The following is a 26,765-nucleotide window of genomic DNA, read 5'->3' on the forward strand; positions in this document are numbered from 1 at the left end:
GTCTTTGGAACTGCTTAAATAGTAGAAGGTAGGCTTCTCGGGGATAGAGCAGTATTTCATATAACGGCAATAGCTATAGTTTTAGTATCTAACAGTGGAGATTAAGAAGTCAAAAAAAGCAGATTTAGAGAATAAGCGATGGGTTGGTTTCCTTTTGGGAATCATCATTGCCCTCTCTATCTTCTTTGTTGCTATGGAATACAATGCCAATCCTTCAAGTGATGATGATACTAACGTGAAAGCCTTTAAGAATGTGACTCTTCACGATATGGATATGTTGCCTGCCATTGACCAGCAAGACTTAGCAAAGACAAAGGACGATAAGAAACCTACAATTGAGGATCTTTTGAATCTTAAACGTAGGGATGTCCCTAATAAGGTGACGCCTCACGACGCAGGTAGTATGAACTCGAATGACAAGAAAACTGCCGCCCCGCAAGTGAGTGATATTCCTATCGTTATGCCAATGGTCACCACCTTGCCAGATCCACCCAAGGTGCAGGAAGATGCCAAAAAAGTGACGGAGAAGATGACAGATGATCCATCACAAGTGGAGGTGGAACGTTATGATGATAAGGTTAGTAAGCGTATTCTCTCGGATACTCCAACACCTCCTGGTGGCTGGGTTGAGTTTATGAAATGGCTTACAAAGACTTTACAATATCCTGCAGATGCGAAGAGTCAAGAACTGCAAGGTACTGTAAACATTACTTTCATCATCAATGTTGATGGTTCTGTGAATGATGTTACGATTAAGAGTGGGCGTTATCCTGTGCTAAATGCAGAGGTTTTGAGAGTCTTGAAGACCATGGGGAAATGGAAGCCTGGCATACAGAAGGGTAGAAAATGCCAGTCATTAGTGGAGATTCCTGTTGTCTTTAAACTTTCATGATAAACATGTCTTTCATCTAGAAAGCGTCAATATCCATTGAAGTTTACCTATAAAGTGAATTAATATTTGTAATCAACCAACTTAAAACAATCCTATATGTTTACTGCTGATGAAATCCTATTTAAAGTAAATGATTATATAAATAACATCTCATATAATCGTAAACCTTGGAGCTTATATGAGCCTATTAAATATGTATTGTCACTAGGTGGGAAACGAATCCGACCGATATTAATGCTTCTTTCTTACAATCTCTTTAAGGATGATCCAGAGTCGATTCTCTCACCAGCATGCGCCCTTGAGACGTATCACAATTATACTTTATTACATGATGATTTGATGGATGATGCTCCACTTAGGCGTGGACAGCAAACTGTACATGTGCGTTGGGATGCGAATACTGCTGTTCTTTCGGGCGATTCCATGCTTGTTCTAGCCTTTGAGCGGATGGCTAAGTGTAATGATAAACACCTGCGTGAAGTGTTGAAACTATTTACTACTACTGCTTTGGAAATAGGCGAAGGTCAGCAGTATGATATGGAGTTTGAGACACGAAATGACGTCAAGGAAGAGGAGTATATAGAGATGATTCGCCTGAAGACAAGTGTTCTCCTGGCATGTGCAATGAAGATTGGTGCTATCTTAGCAGACGCCCCACAAGAGGATGCAGAGAACCTTTATAAGTTTGGAGAACAGGTTGGTTTGGCCTTTCAATTACAAGATGATTACCTTGATGTGTATGGTGATCCAAAGGTATTCGGTAAGAAGATTGGGGGGGATATAACGTCTAACAAGAAGACATACATGCTAATTAATGCCTTCAACAAAGCTAATGTTCGCCAACGTAAAGAATTGGAGAAATGGATTACATGTGAGCATTTCGTGAGGGATGAAAAGGTTGAAGCTGTGACCAAACTCTATAATAAGATAGGTGTTGACAAGATGGCTATTGATCGAATTAATTACTATTTTGAAGAAGCAAATAAGTATCTTGCTGCTGTGAAGGTGAGTGATAATCGTAAGCAAGAATTAGTCTCTTATGCACAAAGAATGTTGCACCGTAAACGATAACTAGTTGATTATAATGATAATAGATACACATGCTCATTTAGATGTTGAAGATTTCTCTGAGGATCTTCCAGAGGTTATTTTGCGAGCACGGCAGGCTGGAGTGGGGAAGATATTCCTACCAGCAATAGACTTAAAGTCAGTAGATACGACTTTAGCTGTATGTCGACAATATCCTGATGTGTGCTATCCAATGATTGGATTACAGCCAGAAGAGGTACGTCAAGATTGGCAGATAGTACTTGAAAAGATGTATGCTCGATTGAAAGAATCTATTAAGAAGCAGGCTGATGGTACAGCTTTATCTGGCGAGACATTCATTGCCATAGGGGAAGTTGGGCTTGATTTCTATTGGTCACGTGAGTATGAACAAGAGCAACTTGCTGCTTTTGAGGAAGCTGTCAAATGGAGTATTGAGACGCAACTACCCTTGATGATACATTGTAGGAAGGCACAGAATGAGATGTTGCATATCATGCGGGCGTATGAAAAAGAATTACCAGGTGGTGTCTTTCATTGCTTTACTGGTAATCAAAAAGAGGCTGAAGCCTTCCTTCGTCTTGAGCATTTTGCATTGGGTATAGGGGGCGTTTCAACCTTTAAGAGTAGTCATCTGAGGGAAGATTTGCCTGCTGCTGTTCCTTTGGATCGTATTGTTTTAGAGACAGATAGCCCTTATATGGCACCTGTTCCATATCGTGGTAAACGGAACGAAAGTTCATTTATTATAGAGGTAATGCGTACATTAGCAATGAGTTATGGCGTTGATGAAGAAGAAATAGCACGTCAGACGAATGCCAATGTAGAGCGTATCTTTGGTATTAAGGTGTAAGATTGTATTATCGAACATAATACTTGAAATTCAGGAGTCAGTTTTTGTAGAGGATGATAAGGTTCAAATATAATGGATATTATCGTCTTAAAGAATATTAAATAGTAACTCCTTTATGTGAATTTATCAAACGAAAGGAGTAATTTTGTACACATATATTTCATATGTGGATGCTTTTCTATATGTGAGGAGACTAGGAAAGATGCTCGAGTGGTTGAAGAGGCACGCCTGGAAAGCGTGTATACCTCTAAAGGGTATCGGGGGTTCGAATCCCCCTCTTTCCGCTTAATTGTGTAAATGATAATCCCTATATCGTCAAGATATAGGGATTTCTTATTACTCTTTATACATATGTTTACACACTAGTTCTTGCTTATTTTGCTTTTTAAGGAGTATTTGGAGAGTTGTTTCTCTTATTATTAAACAATCTTGTTATCGTCTCTTTCGTATCTATAAAGAAAAAAGGTATGTCTAATGACATACCTTCTTGTGATCCGCATGGGGTTCGAACCCATGACCCCAACATTAAAAGTGTTGTGCTCTACCAGCTGAGCTAGCGGATCTCCCTACGCTTTTGTTAATTGCGGTTGCAAAGGTACTAAGTTTTTTTGACTATACCAAATATTTTGAGATATTTATTTCTTTAGGGCTAATTCATAGATATTCTTTAATGCTTTTAGCATCTTCTAGATAAGTGTTGATAGTTGACTCACGAGGGGATGGGGCTATCATACAATATTAATGGTGATGAAAAAGGATAGATGAAGGATTTCGTTTATAAAAAGCAAATCATTTTTACTGTCATTCCTGTCACCCTATCAGATTCTTCAAAGTGTTGTTTCACAGCTTATTATGCTAAATGTTAAAAGTGAAAGCAATGATGATTAAAGCCAAATTAAGTTTTTTGTGGATTCGATAGGGTGTATTTTTCTTTGGTAATTTATACCGCACTCAATTATTTTAAGTAAGTTTGTACGTACTTATTAAACATATATTCTATAATGATGTATGCTTGTATAATGATTAGGTAAAGATAAGTCCATAGCAATGAGATATTTTCTTTTTAGTCTTTTGTTAGTTTTTTGTGGTTGTAGCTCTTATGACTATAAAGTTTCATCGCTACCAAGTATAGAACTTTCCTATCAAGAATTACCAAAGGAAGTAAGGCTTCGCTTGTCATCAATAAAGTCTTGCGACCCTTCAACGGGAGCACTTCTTGTAGTTGATTCTATAGATAGTTTGAGGTATTCGTTAGAAGAGGTAGCTACGATAACGGGACCTTGGATAAGCTTTATAAAGTTGGTGGATAATAAAAAGGGGCTGGCTTATAGGATAGAGCGGGATGGTCCTGAACCATACATAATATTTGATGGTGCATTGTATATCCCTGACAGATATAATATTCTCTATAGTGATGAGATTCAAAAGGCGAGGTATATAAGGTATCAATTAAGGTGATTGTCTTCTTTTAGTGTGTAACTTTAAAGAAGGTAATAAGATTATTATATACAAAAAGGGGGCGATATTAAAAGTATGGATTATTCAATCTTATTTAGTTATCTAGCCTTGCTAGTACTAATGGATTGATATCCGTTGGACATAGATTATTATATCCTTACTTTTAATAGCTCCCTTCTTGTAATCTTTTAAATGCTAGTAAGCCTTACTATTAGTAAGCGAAGAGAGGATAAGTAGCCATCGTCTCGTTTACTTTCTCACGTACTCTCTTGATTACCTGCTCGTTCTCTGGATCAGCGAGAACCTCATCAATGAGTTCTGCAGTGAGCAACATCATGTCTTCCTTACATCCACGAGTTGTCATAGCAGCTGTTCCGAGACGCAAACCACTTGTCTGGAACGCTGAACGCTCATCGTATGGAACCTTATTCTTATTGGCTGTGATATCAGCAGCAACAAGTGCCGTCTCTGCCACCTTTCCAGTAAGGTCTGGATATTTCTGACGTAGATCGAGCAACATAGAATGGTTATCTGTACCACCACTAACAATACTGAAGCCCTTATCAACGAGTGCTTGTGCAAGAACAGAAGCGTTTTTCTTTACCTGCATTGCATATTCCTTCCAACTTGGGAGAAGGTTCTCACCGAAGCCAACAGCCTTTGCTGCAATGACATGCTCTAATGGTCCACCCTGGTTACCAGGGAATACTGCAGAGTTGAAGAGCAATGACATTGGTTTTACAACGCCTTTCTTTGTGGTAAGTCCCCATGGATTCTCAAAGTCTTTACCCATTAGAATGACACCACCACGTGGTCCACGAAGTGTCTTATGGGTTGTTGTTGTAACAATATGAGCATACTTTACGGGGTTATCCAACAATCCAGCAGCAATGAGACCAGCAGGATGTGCCATGTCAATCATCAATAAAGCACCTACTTTGTCAGCTATTTCGCGCATACGCTTATAGTCCCATTCACGGCTATAAGCTGATCCTCCACCAATAATTAGCTTTGGCTTATGTTCAAGAGCGAGCCTTTCCATCTCATCATAATCCACTCTTCCAGTCTCACGATTCAGTGTGTAACCAACGTGGTGATAAAGGATTCCAGAAGTATTCACCTCACTTCCATGAGAGAGATGCCCTCCTTGGTCAAGGTCTAAACCCATAAATGTGTCACCAGGTTTTAGTACTGCGAGTAAAACAGCTTGGTTTGCTTGTGCGCCAGAGTGTGGCTGAACATTGGCATACTCTGCTCCGAAGAGTTGTTTAACACGCTCAATAGCAAGTGTCTCAACCTGATCAACCACTTGACATCCACCATAATAGCGTTTGCCAGGATAACCCTCTGCGTACTTGTTAGTGAGGTAAGAACCCATAGCCTGCATTACTTCATCGCTAACAAAATTCTCAGATGCAATCAGCTCCATGCCCTTCAGCTGTCGCTTATGCTCCATCTCAATGAGGTCGAAAATTTCTTGATCTCTTCTCATGTGTATCAAAAGTTTTAAAGGAGTCCGTGTTTTTCTAGACGAACTCGGGGTTAGTAATATGCCGCAAATATACGAATTAATGTTCTAACATGCAAACGTATCAAAAAAAATAATGTATCTTTGCAGGCACAATCTCTTATTCTCTTGATTATTAAGGATAATCTTCTGATGAATAAAAGATTTGTTCTGATAATTAAACAACAATATATTATGAAACTGAAAGAGTTGTTTCAAGCCTACGAGTTTGATGAGATTTATCCACAAATAGGACTTATGTTTCCTAAAGGTAGGCATTTACGGAATGAGTTCCGTAATGCATACGAGTTGTTATTAAGCATTAATCCTGTGTTATCAAAGAAGCAAATCCGATATCAACTGATGGAAGATCCCGATACAAATGAGATGTTCTTCGGTGCTGACGACCATGATTTCAATGGTCCATGGGATGTGTTATTAGGCAAGGAAGTGAAGAAGGAGCCGAAAGTAGACCTAACGGATGAGGAGTTAGTGGCTAATTGTCTACTTAATACAGTCCTCATTGGTCGTCATCCTCGCCCCTTTGATAAAGACTATCAAGCAATTATAAAATAAATTGAGTGTGCTAAAAAGCAAATACTTTTGGCACACCCTCTCATCTATTAAGTCCTCCTCCCTAACTAGCTTCCATTAGGCACTCTCCCCATTTCGGGGGAGTTGGAGGGGGCTGTAGGCTTACCCTACCTGCGGTCCAGGGTGCTCTTCACTCCCCTCTCCATTCGGAGAGGGGGCGGGGGTGAGGCTTTCCTTCCACTCCTCCCAATGAATGTTATCCGAAACCAACGAGCGAGTAGCAACCTTGTTACTCTGTGTGCGCGAAGTCTCGGGGATGAAACGAACACGGACATTCTTTATCTGCTTTGCCGTCACTTCTTCAGGCTTCGCGATACCCTTGTCGGCATTGATGGTATAATAGAATGTACCAACACCCTCCAACTTCACCGTTCGACCTTCAGCCATAAAGGCAGCCATAACAACACCTAAGTCTTTCAGTACAGCATACGTGTCACCACGACTCACCGTCGAAATCAATGCCAATCGGTCAGCCACTTGGTCGGTTGTTACGGGCTTACCCACAACTACTACCTGCGGATACCACAAACCTGTAATTTTCTTTTTTACTTTCTTAAAAAAAGCCATAGTCTCAAACTTTTAAAGATTAATAAATAGATTTATAATAAACGATATGTAAATTATTTTCAAGCAACAGTCTATCTCGGTCCGTTACAGAGGGTACCTCGGTCCTATACTGAGGTACCCTTAGTCCTATACCGAGGGGGTCTTAGTCCTATACCGAGATACCCTCTTCTATAATGCGTTGATTATCAATTAGTTATAAGAGGTCTATTTCTACCCCTATTTTGTCCTGTTTTTTCGCATTAAACTTCGCCTTTTAGAGGGCGATACCGGTACAGGGCAATCGCACGGACTACTCGAGCACGCCGACCCTGAACCCGTTTTTGCGGTTGTAGTTGCTAATGTAGACGTTACCACTGTAGAAGCTCAGGCCGTATGCGCCGCCAGCTGGGTAAACACTTGACGACCAATAGGCGCCGTTGGAGCCAATGTCGTACAGCTGACCAGAGCCGTAGGAACCCAAGGCGGGCAGGTAGAAATATTTGTTTGCATCGGCTGCGGAAGGAAGAGTCGGAGAAGCGGACCAGCTGCCATTGCCTCCAATTGTACGCCAATCAGTACCGTCGGCAGCGGTGTTGCTGTTGTAACCACTTATGTATGCCTTCTTCTTAAACCACATACCACCTTTATATAAATGACCCATTGTAGTCCATAACTCATCTGCATCCCAACGAGGATCGCCCTCTTTTGCGTACCATGTCATCTCGTTCACGTTGGGGAGAGTTGAGCAACTATTGTTTGCTTGAAACGCACCGCTACCCTCGTGGTAGTAACGAGGGTCTGTGTTGCTCTGGGCGTAGTTGCCGTTACTGGTATAGTTCAACACTGGCTGGTCTTTATTACTCGACCACCATTCGTGACCCTTCCAGTATTGTTCCTGAGCATCCCACGTGTAATAATGGTCGCCATCGTAGTTCTTTACGTCAAGTTGTGCGGTCATATCGTAGTAGGTGTTGGAAGCGTATGCTGTGGATGTATATGTCTTAGTTATGGTGCCCTCCACATTTGTTGCTACGTCTTTTACCCAATAACGTACTTTTAAGGTATGAGTTCCTGGCTTGATGACCATGTAAGCACCGTTAGTAGTTACGCTGGCTGCGCTGTTAGTCAGTGGGAAGCCGTTGCTATAGCTGCCACTGCCAGTTGTGGTTAAGACAATTTTATCACCACCTGTAACTGCTGAAGCATCTAAAGCACCTGTAGTTGTATTGACGGTGTAGGTCTCAGCAATATCGTTGTCGGAGCTTACCTCCACCTTTGTTAAGTAGCAGTCATGTAGGACAGTGTTGCTTATGTAAGGCTGGAAAACTAAGTAAGCTGGCTGGTGCTCTAACTCGAATGCAAACTGATTTTTACCTGTCACCTTTGTAGCGGTAGCAGTACCGTAATCGCCTGCTGTGCCGAAATGCTCGGTGTTGTCTGGAGCTGTCTGGCTCTGGGCGGTTGAGATAGTTACAGAGTTGCTGCTGCTGTTCTTGCCCAAGTAATAAACCTCATAACTGCTATGGTCTGTAAACTTACCTGGAACCATATACTTAAAAGATGCAACCTTGCTCTTTGGAGCGTTCGTACTCTTCTTCAAATCGCCGTTGTCATCCTTTACGTAGATATAATCGCCTGCTTCCCAAGAGAAGTCACTGCTGTTATAATTCAATGATGTGCGGGTCTTTGCCTCGTCACCTGCTACAAAAGTCGTTAGGTTCTTGTCGTTATCCTCATTGGGGTTCGTTGGGTTCTGTGCTACATCCTCGTTAGCACAGGATGCAAAAGCCAAGGCTATACCAAATACAACAGCCAAGGACTTTAGCTGTGATGTGAATGAATGTTGTTTCATTGTTTGCTTCATCTTTTCTTTGTTCTCTTTGTTAATAACTCTCTGTTAGTCTTCCCATGAAGATGTGCTTTCATCTTCTAAGTCTTCATCATTCCATAAGCCTGACTCTTTGGCAGGAGCTGATGGACCAGTAGCCTTGTGAGCCTTCTTATGCTGACTAGGGAAAGACGTTTGCATTAAATTAGTGGCTTCGTTGACTTGAATTATCATGCACTCTGGTGCAGAGTAACTCTTCTTTACTTGCTTTTTTCTCATTACTTCATTGATTAAAATAGTTGTTATTTCGTTCTTATTTCGCTCTAAATCGAGTTCACAAAAGGGCATAAAAAAGCGAACAAAGGAAACTCTTGGAAGTCCTTTGTTTACAGGGGTTACGGCACGTTTCGCGCGCGCGTATGCGAGAAGAAAAAATGTGTTATTAGACGCTAGGTGCGCATATTGTGTGTGTGTGTGTGTGTGTGTGTGTGTGTGTTAGCAAATTATTTGGATTGACCAAAGATAAAGTGCAAAAAGATGCAAAGAATCGGATAATTCTTTGCAGTACTTCGTTCACTTGATATGTCATTGCTAACTGTTTCACGGCGGCAAAGGTAAGGCTTTCTTTTAATTCAGCCAAATAATCTTAATTAAAATCTTTGTTTCGTCTTAAATTACTATGCAAAAAGAGGATGTATGACACATCCTCTATATAGTTCAGGCAGGTTTTACTTATTATCTAGTAAAGGCTCTTCTTAACCTCTAATCATTGTAATTATCATCTTGAAACGCTCTGCTGCATTTACTGAATGATGGGCACCGCTAGGGATGATAAAGCTTTCACCTGCATTAATAACGTGCTTTGTGCCTTCAACGGTTAGCTCCATCTTACCCTCAATCACCTGTATGAGGGCATCAAAAGGTGCGGAGTGTTCTGATAAACCTTGTCCTGCATCGAAGCTGAAGAGTGTCACACTTCCTGCGTTACTATGTACTAATTCCTTGCTAATTACACCACCATCAGCGTAATCAATTACCTTGTTTGCTGAAAAGATAATACCTTTCTCTAGTTTTGCCATATCTTTATAATTAAATTGTTTATAACTGTTTACTATCTCCTAACAAGCAATAAGAATGCCACAGAAAGCCTTGGTAACAAATGTTACTCGTTCTCTTTATGCTTTGTTGCAGCTATATTACGTTTCAAACCTTCGAACTTTACACGCTTAACAGCTGACCCTTTAAATAATTGTCGATAATCTTCAATAGAGAGATTGTGCCATGCTTCCCTACTCATTGAGAGTAGTTCGGCCTTCGGTTGTAGGCTTGGTTCGGTGTTAGGAGTGGCAAAACGATTCCAAGGACAGGCTGTTTGACATCTATCGCAACCATAGATTGTGTCGCCCATAGCTACCTTTGCATCCTCTGACAAGTCCCCTCTATTCTCAATCAGTTGGTACGATAAGCATCTATCTGTATGAAAGTCTTCATTCGGGATGATGGCTTTCGTAGGGCAAGCATCTATACATCTATGGCAGTTACCGCACCTACTCTCCATAGGTTCGTCATATTTATCAACGTCGAAAGGAAGAAATATCTCCCCGAGAAAGAACATCGAACCAGCATGAGGAATGATAAGTTGATGATTCCGCCCAACCCATCCTAAGCCTGCTTTCTGTGCCCAATAACGTTCAAGAACAGGTGCTGTATCACAGAAACAACGTATTTCTAATTTCTCCTCTTGCCCTTCCTTGTTTTCTTGAAAAGCATTAAGATAAGGTTCTGATTCCATTATCTTATTAGCCAACTCCCGCATCTTTGCCTTCATTAAGTCGTGGTAATCCTGTCCTAGAGCGTATGCTGCAAACTGATATTCACCTTTAGGTAGGTGTTGAGAAGGGGCATAATTGAGGGCAAGAGATATTATACTTCGCACACAAGGAACCAGTTTACGAGGATCGAGACGCTTCTCTAAATAATTCGACATATATGCCATGGTTGCTTCCTCACCATTCTCTAACCATTTCCGATACCCTTTTGCAACCTCTTCATCAACCGGTTCTGCCTTTGCAACCCCACAAGTGAAGAATCCGAGATGCTTTGCTTCTTCCTTTATCCATGTTGCGTTGATACTAATCATCTTGTTTCTTCGGGATTATCGGGGAATGTCTTAAACTCATATCCCTGTTCCTTGAGCCATTGAAGTGACTCCGGAAGTGCTGTACGGAGCTTGTCTATACTCTTTAAAGAGTCGTGGAAGGTAATGATAGACCCATTTCGTGCATATCGTTTTACGTTCTCTACCACGTCTTTTGCAGTCAATAACTTAGAATAATCACGTGTGACAAGATCCCACATTACAACCCTGTAATTCTGTTTCACCCACCGGTAAACAGTGTGTCGAAGCCATCCGTGAGGTGGACGGAAGTAGGGAGTATTAAGCAAGTTATCAGCTTTTGTGACATCAACAGCGTAAGTTAATGTCCAATGTCTAAATGATCCGAGGTGATGATAGGTGTGATTTCCCACTTTATGCCCTCTTCTTATCACCTCTTTATATAGGTCTGGATGTTTCCTTACATTATCTGCCACCATAAAAAACATAGCCTTCGCACCGAATTCATCCAACACATCAAGGATGAAAGGAGTGGCTTCTGGGATGGGACCATCATCAAAGGTAAGGTATACAGAATGGTCATTCTTATCCATGCGCCATAATGCGTGCGGATAAAAGAGGCGTAGCCATCGTGCTGGTTGTTCTATTAACATTGTTACTTATAGCTGATTTTAAGAAGTGATGAAGTATGATATAAGAAGAAACTGGAGTGTGATCATCCAGATATGGTAGACCACGCCCCAGTTTAATTTATTCCATCTTTATCAAGAAATAGTTTCTTTTAAAGTTGGATTATTCACCCTGTTGCCATGTACCTCCTAGACTTGCAAATCTGTTCATCAGCCCGTTCAACTGTTGAGCATGCTTGTTAGCCCATGCTCTGTCAGTATGATCATTAGCATTAACAAGGTTCATCATAATTTGGAAGTGCATCTTGCATGAACTTTGCGACATATCAAAGTAACGTGAAGGAAGCGACATGTAGTAATTAGCATACTGCATTGAAATCTTCCAAAGAGCGTCATATAACTGACGAGCCTTTGCCTTCTGTCCCAACAATGTATAAGCTTCTGCCATATCACCAGAGCCACTCATGTAACTTATTGGTACATTATAATAAGGTATCTCTTTCTCTGCCTTCTGTAGAACCTTCAGTGCTTTGGCTTTCTCACCCTTAGCAATAAGGTGGAGCGCAAGGTCTGCCATCTCACGACGATGCGTATAACACATACGTGCAACAGTCTCGTCTATGTAGAGACCAGGCTTATTGAGACCTCCCCACTTGAATCGATTCATCACGACATTATAGGTCTTTTCTGTATCGAAATTACGTAGATTGATTCCCAATGGATTGTTTCCACCTTGTGTCGTATTGAATGGTGTGATACGATTTACTAATCCCTCTTGAATGAAGTTATCACCGAGATTCATGAAATTCTCACTTCCTACAGTAACAGCTACATAGAGTGGACGAGTCCAATTACAATTAGCAATCATCTCAAGCATCATTAAATCATTCTTATATAATGCCTGCTTACCTGCTAAAGAGATGACCATACGATCAGGAATAGAATCACCTGGACGCATCATACCACTTCGTTTCACAGCTTCCTTATCGATAGTCATGTAGATGGTATCGGTTGGAATGAGGTGAGTCTCAGCGTTCTTAGAACGTACCCAGTACTTCAATATATTCTTTAACTCGAATGGTTCCTCGCCAAACTGAGCCTTTGCAGCAGCGGGATTCTGCTTATAGAAGTCCAAAACCTGCTGTTTGTACTCTGGTTGAATAGGTATAATCTCATTCGTACCGCTCACATAATCAAGTCGTGGCCATGATATTGGCACACTCGGAGAGTTGTAAGCAGGGCGACGCATCTGGTCTATGTACCAGTCAGTCTGTAGGTAAGAAAGGTTGCAAACACGTGTGTCTGTTCTTACACCTTCAACCTCTTGATTGTACCAGAGTGGGAAGGTATCATTGTCACCATTAGTGAAGATGATAGGAGCTCCCTTATCTTGAAGTGACATCAAATAGTTCTGTCCGAAGTCACGACATGTATAACGACCAGAACGATCATGGTCATCCCAAGTCTGTGATGCCATCTGAATTGGCACAAGCAAACAAACAAGTGAGATCACAGAAGCCGATAATACTGGTGCAATCTTCAGTTTTCTTGCCCAATCATAGAGTGCCAAAACACCTAAACCACACCATATTGCGTAAGCATAGAATGATCCCGCATACGAATAGTCACGCTCACGTGGCTGGCTAGGAGTCTGATTCAAATAGATGATAATAGCTAAACCTGTCATAAAGAACAGGAAGAATACCACCCAGAACTGCTGTATACCACGCTTGCCACGCCATGCTTGCCAGAACAAACCAAGTAGTCCGAGCAATAATGGAAGACAATAGAATACATTGTGACCTTTGTTTGCTTTCAACTCATCGGGCAGTTTACTCTGGTCCCCATAGAGTGCATTATCAATGAACGATATACCTGTTATCCAGTTACCATGCTCTGGTTCACCATTGCCTTGTAGGTCGTTTTGACGTCCAGCAAAGTTCCACATGAAGTAACGCCAGTACATGAAGTTACATTGATAAGAGAAGAAGAACTTTAGATTCTCCCATTGTGTAGGCATCTTTACACCATCAACAGTATGACCCGTAACGCCTCCCATCCATTGTTCATACTGTGCAGCATGAGCGTCATCATACATTCTTGGGAAGAACATGTTCTGTTGGAACACTTGTGTAGCCTTATTTCTAACGAGGAAGTAAGAGTCCTTCTCATTCTTTGAAGCCTTCTCTTTACGCTCATAGACAGGTGCTCCCTCCTTAAATTTATAGTGCATACCATCCTCTGCCACTGCTGGTTGACTCGTATAAGCCTGACCATAGAGTAGAGGGTGATCACCATACTGGTCACGGCTCAGATAACTACCCAGTGTGAAGATATCCTCTGGTGAGTTCTGATCCATTGGAGGGTTAGCTGTAGAGCGAATAACTATTACAGCATAAGATGAATAACCGATTATCAACATCAGCATACATAGTAAAGCTGTGTTCTTTAGACGGGCAGTCACCAACATTACTGATTGTCTCTTACCATCCTTATTAACAGGTCGACGCCAGCGCAAAAGGAAGTAAACAACAGCTAAAACTATAATACCAATGATGAAAGCACTCCAACCATAACCATAGAAAGGAATACCAATTAAGGCGAAAGCCAATAGGAAGGCTATGTTCTGACGAGCTTGACTCTTATCTTGATAAGTTTCATAGATACCCCATACAAAGGCGGATACAAGCAGTACTATATATATAATGGTACCCGTGTTGAAAGGCATGCCTAGGGTGTTAGTAAAGAACAATTCGAACCATCCACCTACGGTGATAATACCAGGAACAACGCCATAGAGGACGGCTGCAACCAATATTACCGAGATGAGCAGAGCGAATAACGAACCCTTAAGATTAGCCTCTGGCACCTTTTTATAATAGTAAATCAGAACGATGGCAGGGATACTGAGGAGGTTCAACAGGTGTACACCGATTGAAAGACCAGTCATATAGAAGATCAATACCAACCATCTGTCGGAATGTGGTTGGTCTGCAACATCTTCCCACTTGAGTATCAACCAGAACACAACAGCAGTAAATGCTGATGAGTAAGCATACACCTCGCCCTCGACAGCAGAGAACCAGAATGTGTCACTGAAAGTATAGATCAGTGCACCAACAAGGCCTGCACCCTCGATAGCAATAGTCTTTGCAAGTGACGGAGCATCGCCATCACGAACGATAAGACGGCGTGAGAGATGGGTAATAGTCCAAAACAAGAACATGATACAAGTAGCCGACAACAATGCACTCATCGTGTTGACCATCTTTGCAACTTGTGTTGGATCACTCGCAAAGTGTGAGAATAAATTAGCAGTAAGCATGAAGAATGGTGCCCCGGGAGGGTGACCAATCTCTAACTTATAGCCTGTTGTAATGAATTCCGGACAGTCCCAAAAGCTGGCTGTCGGCTCAATTGTGGAGCAATAGACGAATGCGGCAACTAAGAAAGCCACCCATCCAACGATGTTGTCCACCAGTCTGAATTGTTTCATTTGTGCGATTAGTATTTACAATCTGCCACTTATCAGCATGGGAGAAGGGCAGAAAATGTTTATTTCGAAATAATCTGTGCAAAGGTAGTAATTATATATTAAGTATCAGTAAAAGATGGTTTGAAAATATATTAAAATGCTCTGTTTGAAGATGAGTTTCGTGTAGGTAGTATTAACTTCTTGCTGTTTTAGGTGTGTATTGGGGCATAAAAATCAATCACAAATACATGAATTTAGTTTTAATTTGCTCTCCTTTTACTTTTAACATTTGCCTTAATATGTTGATTTCTTGTGTCTTGTAAAGCGTAAATAGGCGGCAGGAATGATAGTCTAAATATCTTTCTCGCTTTAATTCCATGGTGAAGTCCTTTTGTTTCTCACCTTTTCTGTCCTGATTAAGATAAATGTGAGAGTTCATAGATAGCTATGGATGATAGGCAATCTTTGATAATGGCAAGAGATGTGTATACGAGTATAATTCTATGGGAGATGGCCCCTTAAATTACTCTTTGTTTATAAACACTAAAACAAAAGACGCCTTTTTCAACTTGAAAACATGCTCTTTTCAGGTTGAAAAGGTGCCTTCTTTGCATGAAAGAAAGCCTCTCTAACACTGCGTCAAGTTGCATCTCCTTCTCTTGGAGGGGTTTGGGGCGGTTCTATCACTCCAATCTTTCGGTTAGAGTTATCGGCTAAGACATCATTAACAATGTTGTTGATTTGCTCCTTTAATTCGTTGATAAACTGCGCAGCATCATATTTTTTTGCCTCAATATCACGCAACTTCTTCTCCCAAATACCTGTCAATTCAGCTGATGTCAGGAGCTTTTCATGAATTGTGTTGATGAGTGCAATCCCCGTTTGAGTAGCCTCAATGTTCTTGCGTTTACGCTGAATATAATGTCTTCGAAATAGTGTCTCTATGATTCCTGCACGTGAAGAAGGTCGCCCTATACCATTTTCTTTCATGGCAGCACGCAATGTCTCATCCTCAACTAACTTACCAGCTGTTTCCATGGCACGCAATAATGATGCTTCTGTGTAGTGCTTTGGTGGTGTTGTTTGTTTCTCTGTAAGGGTCGGTGTGTGTGTGCCTGATTCCCCTTTAACAAATGTTGGAAGATAAGAACTAGCCTCTTGATTATCCTTGCCTAGTGCCTCTTGCTGTTCTGTTTCCCCTCCTTTGAGAGTGAACTGCGGGTTGGATACTTCCATCACTACACGCCATCCTTTATCTAGAATCTCCTTTCCTGAAACCTTAAATTCAATCTTATCCACTTCACCCAACACCGTTGTCGTAGCAAATTTACAATCAGGATAGAAGGCTGCGATGAATCTTCTCGCAATGAGATCATACACATTTCGTTCAACATCTGTCAGTCCCTGTGGGGGAATACCTGTTGGGATGATGGCGTGGTGATCAGTTACCTTTGAAGAATCAAACACACGTTTCGACTTCGGAAGTGGTTTCCCTCCTAATGTCTTAACCAACTCGGCATAAGGTCGCTTGCCTGCAAACGTTGTTTGGAAAAGTCCGTTCATGGTTTGCGGGCACTTTGGATAGATGTCATCCGATAGATATTGGGTATCAACGCGAGGGTAAGTTGTGAGCTTTCTTTCATATAAACTCTGGATTGTGTTCAGCGTCATTTCAGCCGAATAACCATATTTTCGGTTACAATCCACCTGCAATGACGTGAGATCATAGAGTTGTTTGGGTTGTTCTGTACCCTTCTTTTTAGTGACATTGGTGATAGTAAAAGGTTTTCCTTCAATGGTTGAGAAAGCCTTTTCTCCCTCTTCTTTAGATGTAAACTTCCCCTTTGTAGCCGTAAATTGTGTGTCTCGATAGATGGTTGCGAGTACCCAATAAGGCTCAGGCTTGAAGTTGTCAATCTCTTCCTGGCGTTTCACGATGAGTGCAAGGGTAGGAGTTTGCACTCTCCCGATGGATAGTATTTGTCCTTTCCCGTATGAATTCCTGCCATACTTGAGTGTATAAAGGCGTGTAGCATTCATTCCCAAGAGCCAATCACCAATCGCTCTTGAAAGTCCAGCAAGGTAGAGTGGCTTGTATTGAGCCTCATCTCTTAGATTAGCAAAGCCTTCTCGGATAGCTTCATCGGTCATGGAGGATATCCAAAGACGCCTAACAGGGCATTTTGCACCAGCCTTCTGCATGACCCAACGCTGTATCAATTCACCTTCCTGACCAGCATCACCACAATTAATAATCTCATCTGCAGCTTGAAATAGTTTCTTGATGATGTCGAATTGACGTTTGATACCTTCGTCTTCTATTAGTTTGATACCAAAGCGAGAAGGTATCATTGGTAACGAACCAAGACTCCAGTGTTTCCAGTTGAGGGTATAATCGCGCGGTTCTTTTAGCTCACAAAGGTGGCCAAAAGTCCATGTTACCTGATATCCATTCCCCTCCATATATCCTGTGTGCGCACTATTTGCGCCAAGGATACGGGCAATATCTTTTGCAACACTAGGTTTCTCTGCTATGCAAACTTTCATGTATTCTTTTTTACTCTACGCTTCTTAAACCTCTCTTTCACCCCTGCAAAGTTATGAAAAATATTCTACAGGAGAATTAAACAAGTATCTTTAGCTATGTTTTTTTGCGTTTTTCTTTTCCTATCTAAGTTATTTTATCTAAATTTGTAGCATAGAAACGAACAAGAGAATATAAATTTATGAGAGTTGGACTCTTTATTCCATGTTACGTCGATGCACTCTATCCACATGTTGGCGTAGCAACTTATAAGCTTTTGCGAAAGCTTCACTTAGATGTAGTCTATCCCGAACGGCAGACTTGTTGTGGGCAACCTATGGCAAATGGTGGCTTTCAGCGCATGTCAGGTCACCTTGCTGAGCGGTTTGAGGATAAGTTTAAAGACTTTGATTATGTGGTAACGCCGAGCGTGTCTTGTGCTGCTTTCGTGCGTGTAAATTACCCACAAATACTTGACCATGAGTGTCAGACCCCTAAAAAGACAATGGAACTTGTAGAGTTCCTGCATGATGTTTTGAAGGTGAAGGAACTCCCGGGGAGTTTTCCTCATGTTGTTTCAGTACATAACTCCTGTCATGGTGTGCGGGAGTTAGGATTGAGTGCACCTTCAGAAATACAAGAGAAGCCTTTTAATAAGATAATTGATTTATTGAGACTCAAGGAAGGTATCACTATAAAAGAGCCTGATCGCAAAGATGAATGTTGTGGCTTTGGTGGTATGTTTGCAATAGAAGAGCCACGTGTCAGTGCTGCTATGGGTAATGACAAGGTGAAACGTCACATGGAAACAGGGGCTGAATTTATCACTGGCTCTGATAGTTCCTGTTTGATGCACATGCAAGGGGTGGCTGCAAAGAATCATTATCCTATTAAGTTTATGCACGTAGCTGAGATTTTAGCTGCTGGTTTTTGATATATATAAATAAGGTTATATAAGGGTAACTAAGTTATGACAACATACCATTCAAAGAGAGCTAAAGAGTTTCTGAAAGACCCTAAGAAGGTTGAGCAACACGATCGTACGTTTTGGTCGGTGCGTCAGAAGCGAGATGCCGCAGCTGCTGCATTACCCGAATGGGAGGACTTACGCGAACATGCTAGTCGTATTAAAGAACACACAGCAAGCCATTTAGCTGACTATCTAGAGCAATTCTCTAATAGTTTAGAGCGTAATGGCGTTATCGTTCACTTTGCAAAAGATGCACAAGAGTTTAATGAGATGGTTTATGAGATACTGAAGTCTCATAAAGTTAAGAAGCTCGTTAAATCGAAATCAATGCTTACCGAGGAATGTGAGATGAACCCTTATCTCATAGAAAGAGGTATCAATGTGGTTGAATCAGACCTTGGTGAGCGTATTCTTCAACTAATGCATTTAAAGCCAGCACACATCGTTATGCCTGCAATTCACTTGACACGTGATGAGGTGGGTGAGATGTTTGAGGAAAAAGGAATATCTCATGAAAAGGGAAACCACGATCCCGCTTATCTTACACGATGCGCACGTGAAGATCTCCGAGAGGACTTTATGGATGCTGATGCAGGTTTGACAGGTTGTAACTTTGGTGTTGCTTCAACAGGAGATTGTGTTGTCTGCACCAATGAGGGTAATGCTGATATGTCAACATCGGTGCCTAAATTGCATATTGTAGCCATGGGTATTGAGAAAGTCATCCCTGATTATGATGCTTTAGCAGTATTTCAACGATTATTAGCTCGTAGTGGTACTGGTCAGCCATCTACGGCTTTTACTTCTCAATTTCGTAAGCCTCGTCCAGGCGGAGAGATGCATGTTATCTTGGTAGATAATGGACGTAGTGACATTGTTTCCAATAATGAACACTGGGAGACGTTGAAGTGTATTCGTTGTGGTGCATGTATGAACACCTGTCCTGTCTATCGTCGTTCGGGGGGGTATTCATATAGTTATTTCATTCCTGGACCTATTGGTGTCAACCTCGGTATGCTGAAGAGTCCAAAGAAACACAGCGGTAACGTGTCTGCATGTTCATTGTGTTTGAGTTGTGATTGTGTGTGCCCGGCGAAGGTTTCTCCAGGTAGTCAGATTTATCGTTGGCGCCAGAGTCTAGAGAAATATGGTACAGAGAATAAGGAAAAGAAGGTGATGGCAGAGGGAATGAAGGCTGTTTATGAGAATTATCATGTCTATGATGCCTTATTGCGTAATTCGTCAGTTGCCAACCACATACCTAAGTCGTTGATGGATATAAAACTGAATCCTTGGAGCATTGGACATACTATGCCACAATTTGCCAAGAAGCCTTTCCACGTTATCTTTAAGCAAGCAATGAAGGAATTGAAGCATGAATAAGGAAGAACTATTAAGCAAACTGCGTCGTAATACCATACATCAGTTTGATCTGCCAGAAACCCCTGTTGAAGGAATTAAGTATCAAGATGTTGTACAGCAATTTATTGATATGAGTCGTAATGTGGGGAGTGAAGTCATCGAGGCAAAGGCTGATGATGATATTAACGAACTCATCCGTAAGGCTTATCCAGTAGCAGAGGTGTTAGCATCAAATGTAGATGGAGTAAAGGCTGATATTAATCCCGATATAGTTTCTGAGGCACAAGATCTCAATGGAACAGATGTCGGTATTATTGAAGGTGATATTGCCGTGGCAGAGAATGGGTGTGTATGGGTTCCTCAAACTATGAAGGAGAGAGTTGTTTGCTTCATCTCCGAGAACCTCGTTATACTTGTTCATCGTGATAAAATCGTTAACAATATGCACGAAGCCTATAAGAAGATACACATGACCGACTATGGTTATGGATGCTTTATATCAGGGCCGAGTAAGACAGCAGATATAGAACAAGCGCTCGTTATGGGTGCTCAGGCAGCAAGAGGTGTTACTGTCATAATTATAGATTAAACGTTAATTATGTCAAAAACATAAATATAAAAGGTTGGTGCAATACGTTTCCAACTTTTTTTATTAACTTTGCATTCCGTAGAGAAGAATATAAAATATAACAGTTTTAATAAACAAAATAAGTTATGAAGATTGAAAAAGTACATGCTCGCGAGATTCTTGATTCACGTGGCAATCCTACAGTTGAGGTTGAGGTAACCCTCGAAAATGGTGTAATGGGTCGTGCAAGTGTTCCATCTGGTGCTTCTACTGGTGAGAACGAGGCTCTTGAACTCCGTGATGGCGATAAGAATCGTTTCTTGGGTAAGGGCGTCCTCAAGGCTGTTGAAAACGTAAACAACCTTATTGCTCCAGCATTGAAAGGTGATTGCGTACTCAATCAGCGTGCTATTGACTACAAGATGCTCGAACTCGACGGTACTCCAACTAAGAGCAAGCTCGGTGCTAACGCTATCCTTGGTGTTTCTTTGGCAGTCGCTCAGACAGCTGCTAAGGCATTGAACATCCCATTGTATCGTTACATTGGTGGTGCTAATACTTATGTATTGCCAGTACCTATGATGAATATCATCAATGGTGGTGCTCACTCTGATGCACCTATCGCTTTCCAGGAGTTCATGATTCGTCCTGTTGGTGCTCCTACAGAGAAAGAAGGTATCCGTATGGGTGCTGAGGTATTCCACGCACTTGCTAAGTTGTTGAAGAAGCGTGGTCTCTCTACTGCAGTAGGTGATGAAGGTGGTTTCGCTCCTAAGTTCGATGGTATCGAGGATGCACTCGATTCAATCATTCAGGCTATCAAGGATGCAGGTTACGAGCCAGGTAAGGATGTTAAGATTGCTATGGACTGTGCTGCTTCTGAGTTCGCTGTATGCGAGGGTGGTAAGTGGTTCTATGACTATCGTCAGCTCAAGAATGGTATGCCAAAGGATCCTAATGGCAAGAAGTTGACCGCAGATGAGCAGATTGCTTATCTAGAGCATTTGATTACAAAGTATCCTATCGACTCTATTGAGGATGGTCTTGATGAGAACGACTGGGAGAACTGGGTTAAGCTAACATCAGCTATTGGCGATCGTTGCCAGCTTGTTGGTGATGACTTGTTCGTTACTAACGTTAAGTTCCTCGAGAAGGGTATTAAGATGGGCGCAGCTAACTCTATCCTCATTAAGGTTAACCAGATTGGTTCATTGACAGAGACACTTGAGGCTATTGAGATGGCTCATCGTCATGGTTACACAACTGTAACTTCACACCGTTCAGGTGAGACTGAGGATACAACTATCGCTGACATCGCTGTTGCAACAAACTCTGGTCAGATTAAGACAGGTTCTATGTCTCGTACAGACCGTATGGCTAAGTACAACCAGCTCATCCGTATTGAGGAGGAACTCGGTGCTTGCGCTAAGTATGGTTATACAAAGTTGAAGTAAGTTCTTGCTCCTATTAAGGGGGGAACTACATTATAATTAAGGACTATCCCATTGGGGTAGTCCTTTTCTGGTATTGGATATTTGAATTATAGTGAGCCATACTTTATGATATAAAAGAAGTATGGATATGTGCGATCTTATAGTTTAGATGATGATATGATTATTGCTTTGTGATGGTATTATAGCATATTTGATACGTTAAAAGCTTGTTTTTATGGCTGGAAAATGGTAACTTTGTATACCTAGTTATGAAATAATTTATATTGAATCAAAACATTTGAAATAAGATGATGGCACCACAAATAGAATATTCGGATAGAGAGGAACGTCTCGAGTTTATACAAGATCGTTATCATTGTAAGGCTCCTTCTTGTGGGCGTTGTGGTTCGTGCGCTTTACCAGATGGTGTACCAGCAGTTGAGTACTTTGCTGATTATATTGAGGGAAAGGTGGAGTATGTAAAGCTCGCAGCAAAGGTTTGGGACTATTGATTAGCTTAATGGATGTTGTTAAAGGAGAACCTAGTAGTTATTGTTCTCCGATCTTTTATCTCATGGTCTATTTACTTTGAACATCTTCATTAGTCGATCAATACCCCGTCAGTTTATCCACAGATAAACTATCAATACATAAACTATTACCCTCTTCAAATCATTCCCCAATCACTCGTTTACCCATCAACTCCCTAATTTGTCTACCCCTTTAAACGCATAAATCCCAGTCTCCTAATGGAGCTGGGATTATGTTGTTTGTTTGGAATAGTTGTTTTGTTTCTCGCTTAAGCTTCAGGCTTTACAGTCTTTGCAGCGTAAACTTCCTCTGAAAGAACAGATACAGTACTCTTATTGTACTTGCCCTTGTGGAAGTAAACAACACCGTCTGCAAGAGCATACAATGTGTCGTCCTTACCCTGTGCGACATTCTCACCTGGGTAGTGCTTGTTACCACGCTGGCGTACAATGATGTTACCAGCTATGATTTTCTGACCACCCCAGATCTTAACACCTAAACGCTTTGAAGCTGATTCGCGACCGTTCTTAGAACTACCTACACCTTTTTTATGTGCCATTCTTAAGTCCTCCTTTTTAAGCGTTAATTGATTTAATTTCTACCTGAGTGAAGTGGGTACGATGACCATTCTTCTTTCTGTAGTCCTTGCGACGCTTCATCTTGAAGACGATAACCTTGTCGCCCTTTACTAGAGGAGCTACAACCTCAGCTACTACCTTTGCACCTTCTACAGTTGGTGCACCTACTGTGATAGATCCGTTATTATCTACTAACAGGACCTTGTCAAACTCAACAGCTTTACCTTCTTCCGCATCTTTGATGTGGTTTACGAAGAGCTTCTTGCCCTCCTCTGCCTTAAACTGTTGACCGTTAATTTCTACAATTGCGTACATGTTTATATTGTAAAACGGGTTTGTACCGATGGGCGGCTGAGCATCTATCCAGCACTTGTTCTGAGCCCAATACGGCATAATCGGTTGCAAAGTTAGTAATTTTTTGTATTATACGTGACAGCTCCTTATGATAAATGTTAGTTCGTTAACAATAATTAGTTGATTAATATTGCTTAGTGGTGTTGATGCGTGACAATAGTAATATTAATGACAAGTTCTGCGACTTATCATTGTCGGGTGGGAGAAAGTTAAGCTCTGTTCCAGCAATGTATAATTGTGGTCAGTGAGTTAGGAAGGAGGCTGTATCTTATCGACAAGAGCTATTGCCCCAGTATTAGGTATCCATGTTCAGTCTTTTAATACAGCCTATCCTTTTATCTATTGAGCCTTTCAAAAGGCAGATCATCTAGAATGTCAAGCTGACGTTCATCATCTTGATAGATATTATCAAGTTCAAACTCACGTTCATTGTGCATCTTACGTTTTCTTTTCATAGTTGTATTCCTCCATAATTAATTAGCTTCACTACAGGTGATGGGGTTAGTATTCTGTGATTGATAGGATTGTATCCTTTTTGTTAGCTCGTGTACAAAGATAGGTATAAAAGATGAATAAGTTGTCAATAAACACGAAATGTTTTCGTTCAAGGCGTATATGTTGCACGGAATAGGTGTTATGTGCTTATTACTTTGCGAGTATATATTTGCTTATTCAAGTGTAATCCTTTACCTTTGTTGGTGTATAACGAATGACAATCAATTAAATGAATGATAATATGGCACGGAACGATAAAGAAATGGTATGGCATACGCTTTCTTCAAAGCAACTCATCAATCGCCCTTGGTTGAAGGCGCGTTGCGACACGGTGGGGCACGGAACGATAAAGAAATGGTATGGCATACGCTTTCTTCAAAGCAACTCATCAATCGCCCTTGGCTGAAGGCGCGTTGCGACACGGTGGAACTCCCGAATGGCAAGATTTATGATGAATATTATGTGCTCTCTTATCCGTCGTGGATCAATGTTATTGCAGAGACCGAGGAAGGCGACATTATATTAGAACGTCAGTATCGTCATGGGCTGGGTGTTGTCTCAACCGAGATCTGTGCTGGTGTGATTGAAGCAGGTGAGGAACCCTTGCACGCTGCACAACGGGAACTGGAGGAAGAGACGGGTTACACCGGTGGCGAGTGGCAAGAAATTATGACAATCGCCCCTAACCCTGGCGTGATGGATAATCTCTGCCACTGTTTCTATGCTCGTGGGGTGAAGAAGACAAGCCTGCAACATTTGGATGAGACCGAAGATATAGAGGTTTTCTTACGCACGAAAGCGGAAGTTAAGGATATGCTTGTGCAAGGGAAATTCATACAAGCACTGATGGTCGCACCGCTTTGGAAATTCTTTTCAATGTATGCTTGAGCATGTTAATGAACACGCTACAGCGTATGAATAGATAGGTAAAAAGTAATGTAATATGATAACAAAAGACAGTATAGATGCGGCTTATTGCTTCTTTCATCAGAAGTATCAAGTGTATGCATTCTCGCATAGTGAACGGCAAAAGGACGATATAGAGTATGCCATTAGTTCGTATGTTGACTCGATGAATAAGGAACTCTATGACAAACTAGCATCCGGTAGGGAAGGGTTCTTGCTGACCCATAGCACCTTTGCATCCGATATGCAAGAGGCGATAAAATATCTTAGTAGTTTCGAGTAAATACATATATAATAAGGTGAAGAGGGTATGTGTCAATAGGCACATACCCTCTTTTTCGTTTGACACATTCTATTGTATGAAATTGTGACAGCTATCTCTAATCCTCTTTTCATTGCCCATCTGCCTGCGCTTACTTGCCGTTTTTGTATTCCTTTTGTACGTAATCTGTTTTCATTTAGTGCGCTTTTCGTATTTACAGAGCACGTATGTTTTTATATTATCTAAGCGTGATAAAGTATTATCACGCTTAGATAATTAAATAATATACGTATCAAAGCAATGCAAAACACGCATCAAAACAATGCAGAACACGTAGTAAAGTAATACAGAACACGCTTGTAAGCAAAAGAAAAGCAGGGAAAACGAAATGCAATACGTGCGTATCTCGCTTTCCCTGCTTATGCTTTAAGCGGAGTGATAGGGGCTTTATTCCTCCATCTTCTGTAAGATCTCCTGACAGAGCATATAGCCTTTAATCATCATACGAGGGATATGGAACGGCCCTTTAAATATATTTCCTTTGGCTGGTTGGGCTACCGTACCATCACGATGGAGGTATCCGTACCATTCTGGGTAATCCTTATCTGGGAAGTGAGCGTATGTCCACTCACTGATTCGCTGGTGCCGATAGAGGTACTCTTCATCACCCGTACCGAGGTAAGCATAGAGCGAGGCAATGATTGTCTCGCATTGCGGCCACCAGAACTTCATATCTTGTGAATAGTCCTGTGCAGGTAAGTTGCGGCAATCGCGGAAGTTGATAATACCACCATAGAGCTTATCCCATCCCCAATCCCACGACCAGTCGAATATGGTCAGGGCTGTGTCAAGGAGTGACTTGTCCCACTTGCGCAGCTTAGCCTCCTCCATGATGAACCATGCCGTCTCAATGCAATGACCTGGATTGATGATTCGCCCTGCATTAGTATCTATAAACTCTCCATTCATGCCAACGGTTTCAAGGAGTGCCTTAAACTCTGGGTGCATGAAGTACTGGCGCAATAGTGCGATTGACTTATCTATCTGCTCGGTGAGAGTAGGGTCGTCAATTACTTCTCGAAGGCGTGAGCCAACATTAATGAGAATCATGATAATCGAATGACTCTGCGCCTCCACACCCTTTTCATACTTGGCTGGGAGGAATCCTAGAGTAGCCAGAAAGCGTTGTGCGTCATGGAATACTTGCAATGCACGTTCGGCATAATGGCGGTCGCCCGTTGCCTTTGAGTATTCTGCAAAGGCTATAGCTGCGAAGGTTTCAGAGAATACATAACGGCGTTTGCGTATAGGTTGACCAGTGGCAGAAACCTCGAAGTACATGTGACCATCTTGGTCGAAACAATACTTCTCAATGAAGTCGATAGCCGATTTCGACGCCTCTAACCACTCTTGATTCTTCTCTACATTGTTATAGGCAAAGGCGCAGATGAATGCCCATCGCCCTTGGAACCACACCGACTTAGTGGTATCCATCAACGAACCATCACGGTTAAGACATGTATAAATACCGCCATTCTCTTTATCCCAACCATGTTCCAACCAGAATGGCATGATGTTGTTTGTCAAGTCGTTCTTGTAGCTTTCAGCCCATGAACGCACGTATTCTTTCTTATTCATAATTTGTTTTATAGTGTCTGTTTACTTGGTCTTTAGGTGTATGTGATAGATGATATGTTCGTGAATCTCTGCCGCCTTGCATCCTTATCTACACGCACCGACAAAAGTAAAACTTATTTGTTAATCTCCCAAACAATTGCCGATAAAGTTTATTCTCTTCATTGTCTTTGATATTATTAGGTTGTTTGTGTTGTTGTTA

General features: G+C 41.5%; 24 protein-coding genes and 2 tRNA genes. 13 read left to right on the forward strand and 13 right to left on the reverse strand.

Features of this window, described 5'->3' with window-relative positions; all coding sequences use genetic code 11:
* The first annotated feature begins 94 nt into the window (after positions 1-94).
* The 4 genes from O3603_RS06045 to O3603_RS06060 all read left to right on the forward strand — a co-directional run bounded on the left by O3603_RS06045 (position 95) and on the right by O3603_RS06060 (position 3,076).
* Positions 95-892, forward strand: coding sequence for a TonB family protein (locus O3603_RS06045; protein ID WP_288952429.1), 798 nt, complete (start codon positions 95-97; stop codon positions 890-892).
* A gap of 96 nt (positions 893-988) precedes the next feature.
* Complete coding sequence (locus O3603_RS06050; protein ID WP_288952428.1) at positions 989-1,963, forward strand: polyprenyl synthetase family protein; 975 nt, start codon at positions 989-991, stop codon at positions 1,961-1,963.
* A gap of 13 nt (positions 1,964-1,976) precedes the next feature.
* Positions 1,977-2,792 (forward strand): TatD family hydrolase, encoded by an 816-nt coding sequence (locus O3603_RS06055; protein WP_371521492.1) that lies wholly within the window; start codon positions 1,977-1,979, stop codon positions 2,790-2,792.
* Between the two features lie 196 nt (positions 2,793-2,988).
* Positions 2,989-3,076 (forward strand) — tRNA-Ser (locus O3603_RS06060).
* Positions 3,077-3,282: 206 nt separating this feature from the next.
* Here O3603_RS06060 and O3603_RS06065 read toward each other — a convergent pair.
* Positions 3,283-3,355 (reverse strand) — tRNA-Lys (locus O3603_RS06065).
* 484 nt (positions 3,356-3,839) lie between these two features.
* On the opposite strand from O3603_RS06065, the gene O3603_RS06070 reads away from it, so the two are divergent.
* Positions 3,840-4,250: a response regulator gene (locus tag O3603_RS06070; protein WP_371521494.1), complete on the forward strand. Its 411-nt coding sequence runs from the start codon at positions 3,840-3,842 to the stop codon at positions 4,248-4,250.
* A gap of 211 nt (positions 4,251-4,461) precedes the next feature.
* Here O3603_RS06070 and glyA read toward each other — a convergent pair whose 3' ends face one another.
* Entirely contained in the window at positions 4,462-5,742 is a 1,281-nt protein-coding gene (gene glyA / locus O3603_RS06075; RefSeq protein ID WP_371521496.1) for a serine hydroxymethyltransferase, read from the reverse strand.
* Between the two features lie 210 nt (positions 5,743-5,952).
* On the opposite strand from glyA, the gene O3603_RS06080 reads away from it, so the two are divergent.
* Positions 5,953-6,333 carry a hypothetical protein gene (locus tag O3603_RS06080; RefSeq protein ID WP_371521498.1) on the forward strand — a complete coding sequence of 127 codons (381 nt, stop codon included), beginning with the start codon at positions 5,953-5,955 and terminating at the stop codon, positions 6,331-6,333.
* Positions 6,334-6,453: 120 nt separating this feature from the next.
* Here O3603_RS06080 and O3603_RS06085 read toward each other — a convergent pair whose 3' ends face one another.
* The 8 genes from O3603_RS06085 to O3603_RS06120 all read right to left on the reverse strand — a co-directional run bounded on the left by O3603_RS06085 (position 6,454) and on the right by O3603_RS06120 (position 17,492).
* Positions 6,454-6,918, reverse strand: a complete 465-nt coding sequence (locus tag O3603_RS06085) for an HU family DNA-binding protein (protein ID WP_315441285.1) — start codon at positions 6,916-6,918, stop codon at positions 6,454-6,456.
* A gap of 289 nt (positions 6,919-7,207) precedes the next feature.
* The gene (locus O3603_RS06090) at positions 7,208-8,761 is read right to left on the reverse strand and encodes a hypothetical protein (protein ID WP_371521500.1); all 1,554 of its coding nucleotides are present in this window, start codon (positions 8,759-8,761) and stop codon (positions 7,208-7,210) included.
* Between the two features lie 33 nt (positions 8,762-8,794).
* Entirely contained in the window at positions 8,795-9,004 is a 210-nt protein-coding gene (locus O3603_RS06095; protein ID WP_371521502.1) for a hypothetical protein, read from the reverse strand.
* A gap of 476 nt (positions 9,005-9,480) precedes the next feature.
* On the reverse strand, positions 9,481-9,804 hold the full coding sequence (locus tag O3603_RS06100; protein ID WP_371521504.1) for a cupin domain-containing protein: 324 nt from the start codon (positions 9,802-9,804) through the stop codon (positions 9,481-9,483).
* 83 nt (positions 9,805-9,887) lie between these two features.
* Entirely contained in the window at positions 9,888-10,865 is a 978-nt protein-coding gene (queG, locus tag O3603_RS06105) for a tRNA epoxyqueuosine(34) reductase QueG (protein ID WP_371521506.1), read from the reverse strand.
* Positions 10,862-11,494, reverse strand: a complete 633-nt coding sequence (locus O3603_RS06110; protein ID WP_314519754.1) for a polysaccharide deacetylase family protein — start codon at positions 11,492-11,494, stop codon at positions 10,862-10,864. The genes queG and O3603_RS06110 overlap by 4 nt, the downstream gene beginning before the upstream one ends.
* Positions 11,495-11,633: 139 nt before the next feature.
* Complete coding sequence (locus O3603_RS06115) at positions 11,634-14,966, reverse strand: DUF2723 domain-containing protein (RefSeq protein WP_273541246.1); 3,333 nt, start codon at positions 14,964-14,966, stop codon at positions 11,634-11,636.
* A gap of 618 nt (positions 14,967-15,584) precedes the next feature.
* The gene (locus tag O3603_RS06120; RefSeq protein WP_371521508.1) at positions 15,585-17,492 is read right to left on the reverse strand and encodes a DNA topoisomerase 3; all 1,908 of its coding nucleotides are present in this window, start codon (positions 17,490-17,492) and stop codon (positions 15,585-15,587) included.
* A gap of 179 nt (positions 17,493-17,671) precedes the next feature.
* Between O3603_RS06120 and O3603_RS06125 the strand changes: the two genes are divergently transcribed.
* The 5 genes from O3603_RS06125 (at position 17,672) to O3603_RS06145 (ending at position 22,314) form a co-directional block, all read left to right on the forward strand.
* Positions 17,672-18,403 (forward strand): (Fe-S)-binding protein, encoded by a 732-nt coding sequence (locus O3603_RS06125; RefSeq protein WP_371521510.1) that lies wholly within the window; start codon positions 17,672-17,674, stop codon positions 18,401-18,403.
* Positions 18,404-18,439: 36 nt separating this feature from the next.
* Positions 18,440-19,822 (forward strand): lactate utilization protein B, encoded by a 1,383-nt coding sequence (locus O3603_RS06130; RefSeq protein ID WP_288952420.1) that lies wholly within the window; start codon positions 18,440-18,442, stop codon positions 19,820-19,822.
* The gene (locus tag O3603_RS06135) at positions 19,815-20,390 is read left to right on the forward strand and encodes a lactate utilization protein C (RefSeq protein WP_371521512.1); all 576 of its coding nucleotides are present in this window, start codon (positions 19,815-19,817) and stop codon (positions 20,388-20,390) included. The genes O3603_RS06130 and O3603_RS06135 overlap by 8 nt, the downstream gene beginning before the upstream one ends.
* A gap of 125 nt (positions 20,391-20,515) precedes the next feature.
* Positions 20,516-21,823 carry a phosphopyruvate hydratase gene (eno, locus tag O3603_RS06140; protein WP_009435074.1) on the forward strand — a complete coding sequence of 436 codons (1,308 nt, stop codon included), beginning with the start codon at positions 20,516-20,518 and terminating at the stop codon, positions 21,821-21,823.
* Positions 21,824-22,110: 287 nt separating this feature from the next.
* Positions 22,111-22,314, forward strand: coding sequence for a hypothetical protein (locus O3603_RS06145; protein WP_036895293.1), 204 nt, complete (start codon positions 22,111-22,113; stop codon positions 22,312-22,314).
* A 287-nt stretch (positions 22,315-22,601) separates the two neighbouring features.
* Here O3603_RS06145 and rpmA read toward each other — a convergent pair whose 3' ends face one another.
* Together rpmA and rplU are read right to left on the reverse strand one after the other, a co-directional pair.
* Positions 22,602-22,892 (reverse strand): 50S ribosomal protein L27, encoded by a 291-nt coding sequence (gene rpmA, locus O3603_RS06150; protein WP_004381900.1) that lies wholly within the window; start codon positions 22,890-22,892, stop codon positions 22,602-22,604.
* Between the two features lie 16 nt (positions 22,893-22,908).
* Positions 22,909-23,226: a 50S ribosomal protein L21 gene (gene rplU / locus O3603_RS06155; protein WP_009434990.1), complete on the reverse strand. Its 318-nt coding sequence runs from the start codon at positions 23,224-23,226 to the stop codon at positions 22,909-22,911.
* A gap of 888 nt (positions 23,227-24,114) precedes the next feature.
* On the opposite strand from rplU, the gene O3603_RS06160 reads away from it, so the two are divergent.
* A complete protein-coding gene (locus O3603_RS06160) occupies positions 24,115-24,648 on the forward strand; it encodes an NUDIX hydrolase (RefSeq protein ID WP_371521575.1) in 534 nt (177 codons plus the stop codon).
* A gap of 55 nt (positions 24,649-24,703) precedes the next feature.
* The gene (locus tag O3603_RS06165; RefSeq protein ID WP_288952306.1) at positions 24,704-24,949 is read left to right on the forward strand and encodes a hypothetical protein; all 246 of its coding nucleotides are present in this window, start codon (positions 24,704-24,706) and stop codon (positions 24,947-24,949) included.
* Positions 24,950-25,375: 426 nt separating this feature from the next.
* On the opposite strand, the gene O3603_RS06170 is transcribed toward O3603_RS06165, so the two are convergent.
* Positions 25,376-26,566, reverse strand: coding sequence for an AGE family epimerase/isomerase (locus tag O3603_RS06170; RefSeq protein ID WP_371521515.1), 1,191 nt, complete (start codon positions 26,564-26,566; stop codon positions 25,376-25,378).
* Between the last annotated feature and the right edge of the window lie 199 nt (positions 26,567-26,765).

The organism is Prevotella sp. 20925_1_30 (genome assembly GCF_041433025.1).
Taxonomy (GTDB): Bacteria; Bacteroidota; Bacteroidia; order Bacteroidales; family Bacteroidaceae; genus Prevotella; species Prevotella vespertina.

Coding starts and splice junctions, on each gene's coding strand:
- O3603_RS06085 (WP_315441285.1), bottom strand. CDS start 6,918: ATGGCTTTTTTTAAGAAAGTAAAAAAGAAAATTACAGGTTTGTGGTAT.
- O3603_RS06160 (WP_371521575.1), top strand. CDS start 24,115: ATGGTATGGCATACGCTTTCTTCAAAGCAACTCATCAATCGCCCTTGG.
- O3603_RS06050 (WP_288952428.1), top strand. CDS start 989: ATGTTTACTGCTGATGAAATCCTATTTAAAGTAAATGATTATATAAAT.
- O3603_RS06115 (WP_273541246.1), bottom strand. CDS start 14,966: ATGAAACAATTCAGACTGGTGGACAACATCGTTGGATGGGTGGCTTTC.
- O3603_RS06125 (WP_371521510.1), top strand. CDS start 17,672: ATGAGAGTTGGACTCTTTATTCCATGTTACGTCGATGCACTCTATCCA.
- O3603_RS06110 (WP_314519754.1), bottom strand. CDS start 11,494: ATGTTAATAGAACAACCAGCACGATGGCTACGCCTCTTTTATCCGCAC.
- O3603_RS06130 (WP_288952420.1), top strand. CDS start 18,440: ATGACAACATACCATTCAAAGAGAGCTAAAGAGTTTCTGAAAGACCCT.
- O3603_RS06070 (WP_371521494.1), top strand. CDS start 3,840: ATGAGATATTTTCTTTTTAGTCTTTTGTTAGTTTTTTGTGGTTGTAGC.
- O3603_RS06135 (WP_371521512.1), top strand. CDS start 19,815: ATGAATAAGGAAGAACTATTAAGCAAACTGCGTCGTAATACCATACAT.
- O3603_RS06120 (WP_371521508.1), bottom strand. CDS start 17,492: ATGAAAGTTTGCATAGCAGAGAAACCTAGTGTTGCAAAAGATATTGCC.
- O3603_RS06145 (WP_036895293.1), top strand. CDS start 22,111: ATGATGGCACCACAAATAGAATATTCGGATAGAGAGGAACGTCTCGAG.
- O3603_RS06100 (WP_371521504.1), bottom strand. CDS start 9,804: ATGGCAAAACTAGAGAAAGGTATTATCTTTTCAGCAAACAAGGTAATT.
- queG (WP_371521506.1), bottom strand. CDS start 10,865: ATGATTAGTATCAACGCAACATGGATAAAGGAAGAAGCAAAGCATCTC.
- O3603_RS06165 (WP_288952306.1), top strand. CDS start 24,704: ATGATAACAAAAGACAGTATAGATGCGGCTTATTGCTTCTTTCATCAG.
- O3603_RS06170 (WP_371521515.1), bottom strand. CDS start 26,566: ATGAATAAGAAAGAATACGTGCGTTCATGGGCTGAAAGCTACAAGAAC.
- O3603_RS06090 (WP_371521500.1), bottom strand. CDS start 8,761: ATGAAGCAAACAATGAAACAACATTCATTCACATCACAGCTAAAGTCC.
- O3603_RS06080 (WP_371521498.1), top strand. CDS start 5,953: ATGAAACTGAAAGAGTTGTTTCAAGCCTACGAGTTTGATGAGATTTAT.
- rplU (WP_009434990.1), bottom strand. CDS start 23,226: ATGTACGCAATTGTAGAAATTAACGGTCAACAGTTTAAGGCAGAGGAG.
- eno (WP_009435074.1), top strand. CDS start 20,516: ATGAAGATTGAAAAAGTACATGCTCGCGAGATTCTTGATTCACGTGGC.
- glyA (WP_371521496.1), bottom strand. CDS start 5,742: ATGAGAAGAGATCAAGAAATTTTCGACCTCATTGAGATGGAGCATAAG.
- rpmA (WP_004381900.1), bottom strand. CDS start 22,892: ATGGCACATAAAAAAGGTGTAGGTAGTTCTAAGAACGGTCGCGAATCA.
- O3603_RS06055 (WP_371521492.1), top strand. CDS start 1,977: ATGATAATAGATACACATGCTCATTTAGATGTTGAAGATTTCTCTGAG.
- O3603_RS06095 (WP_371521502.1), bottom strand. CDS start 9,004: ATGAGAAAAAAGCAAGTAAAGAAGAGTTACTCTGCACCAGAGTGCATG.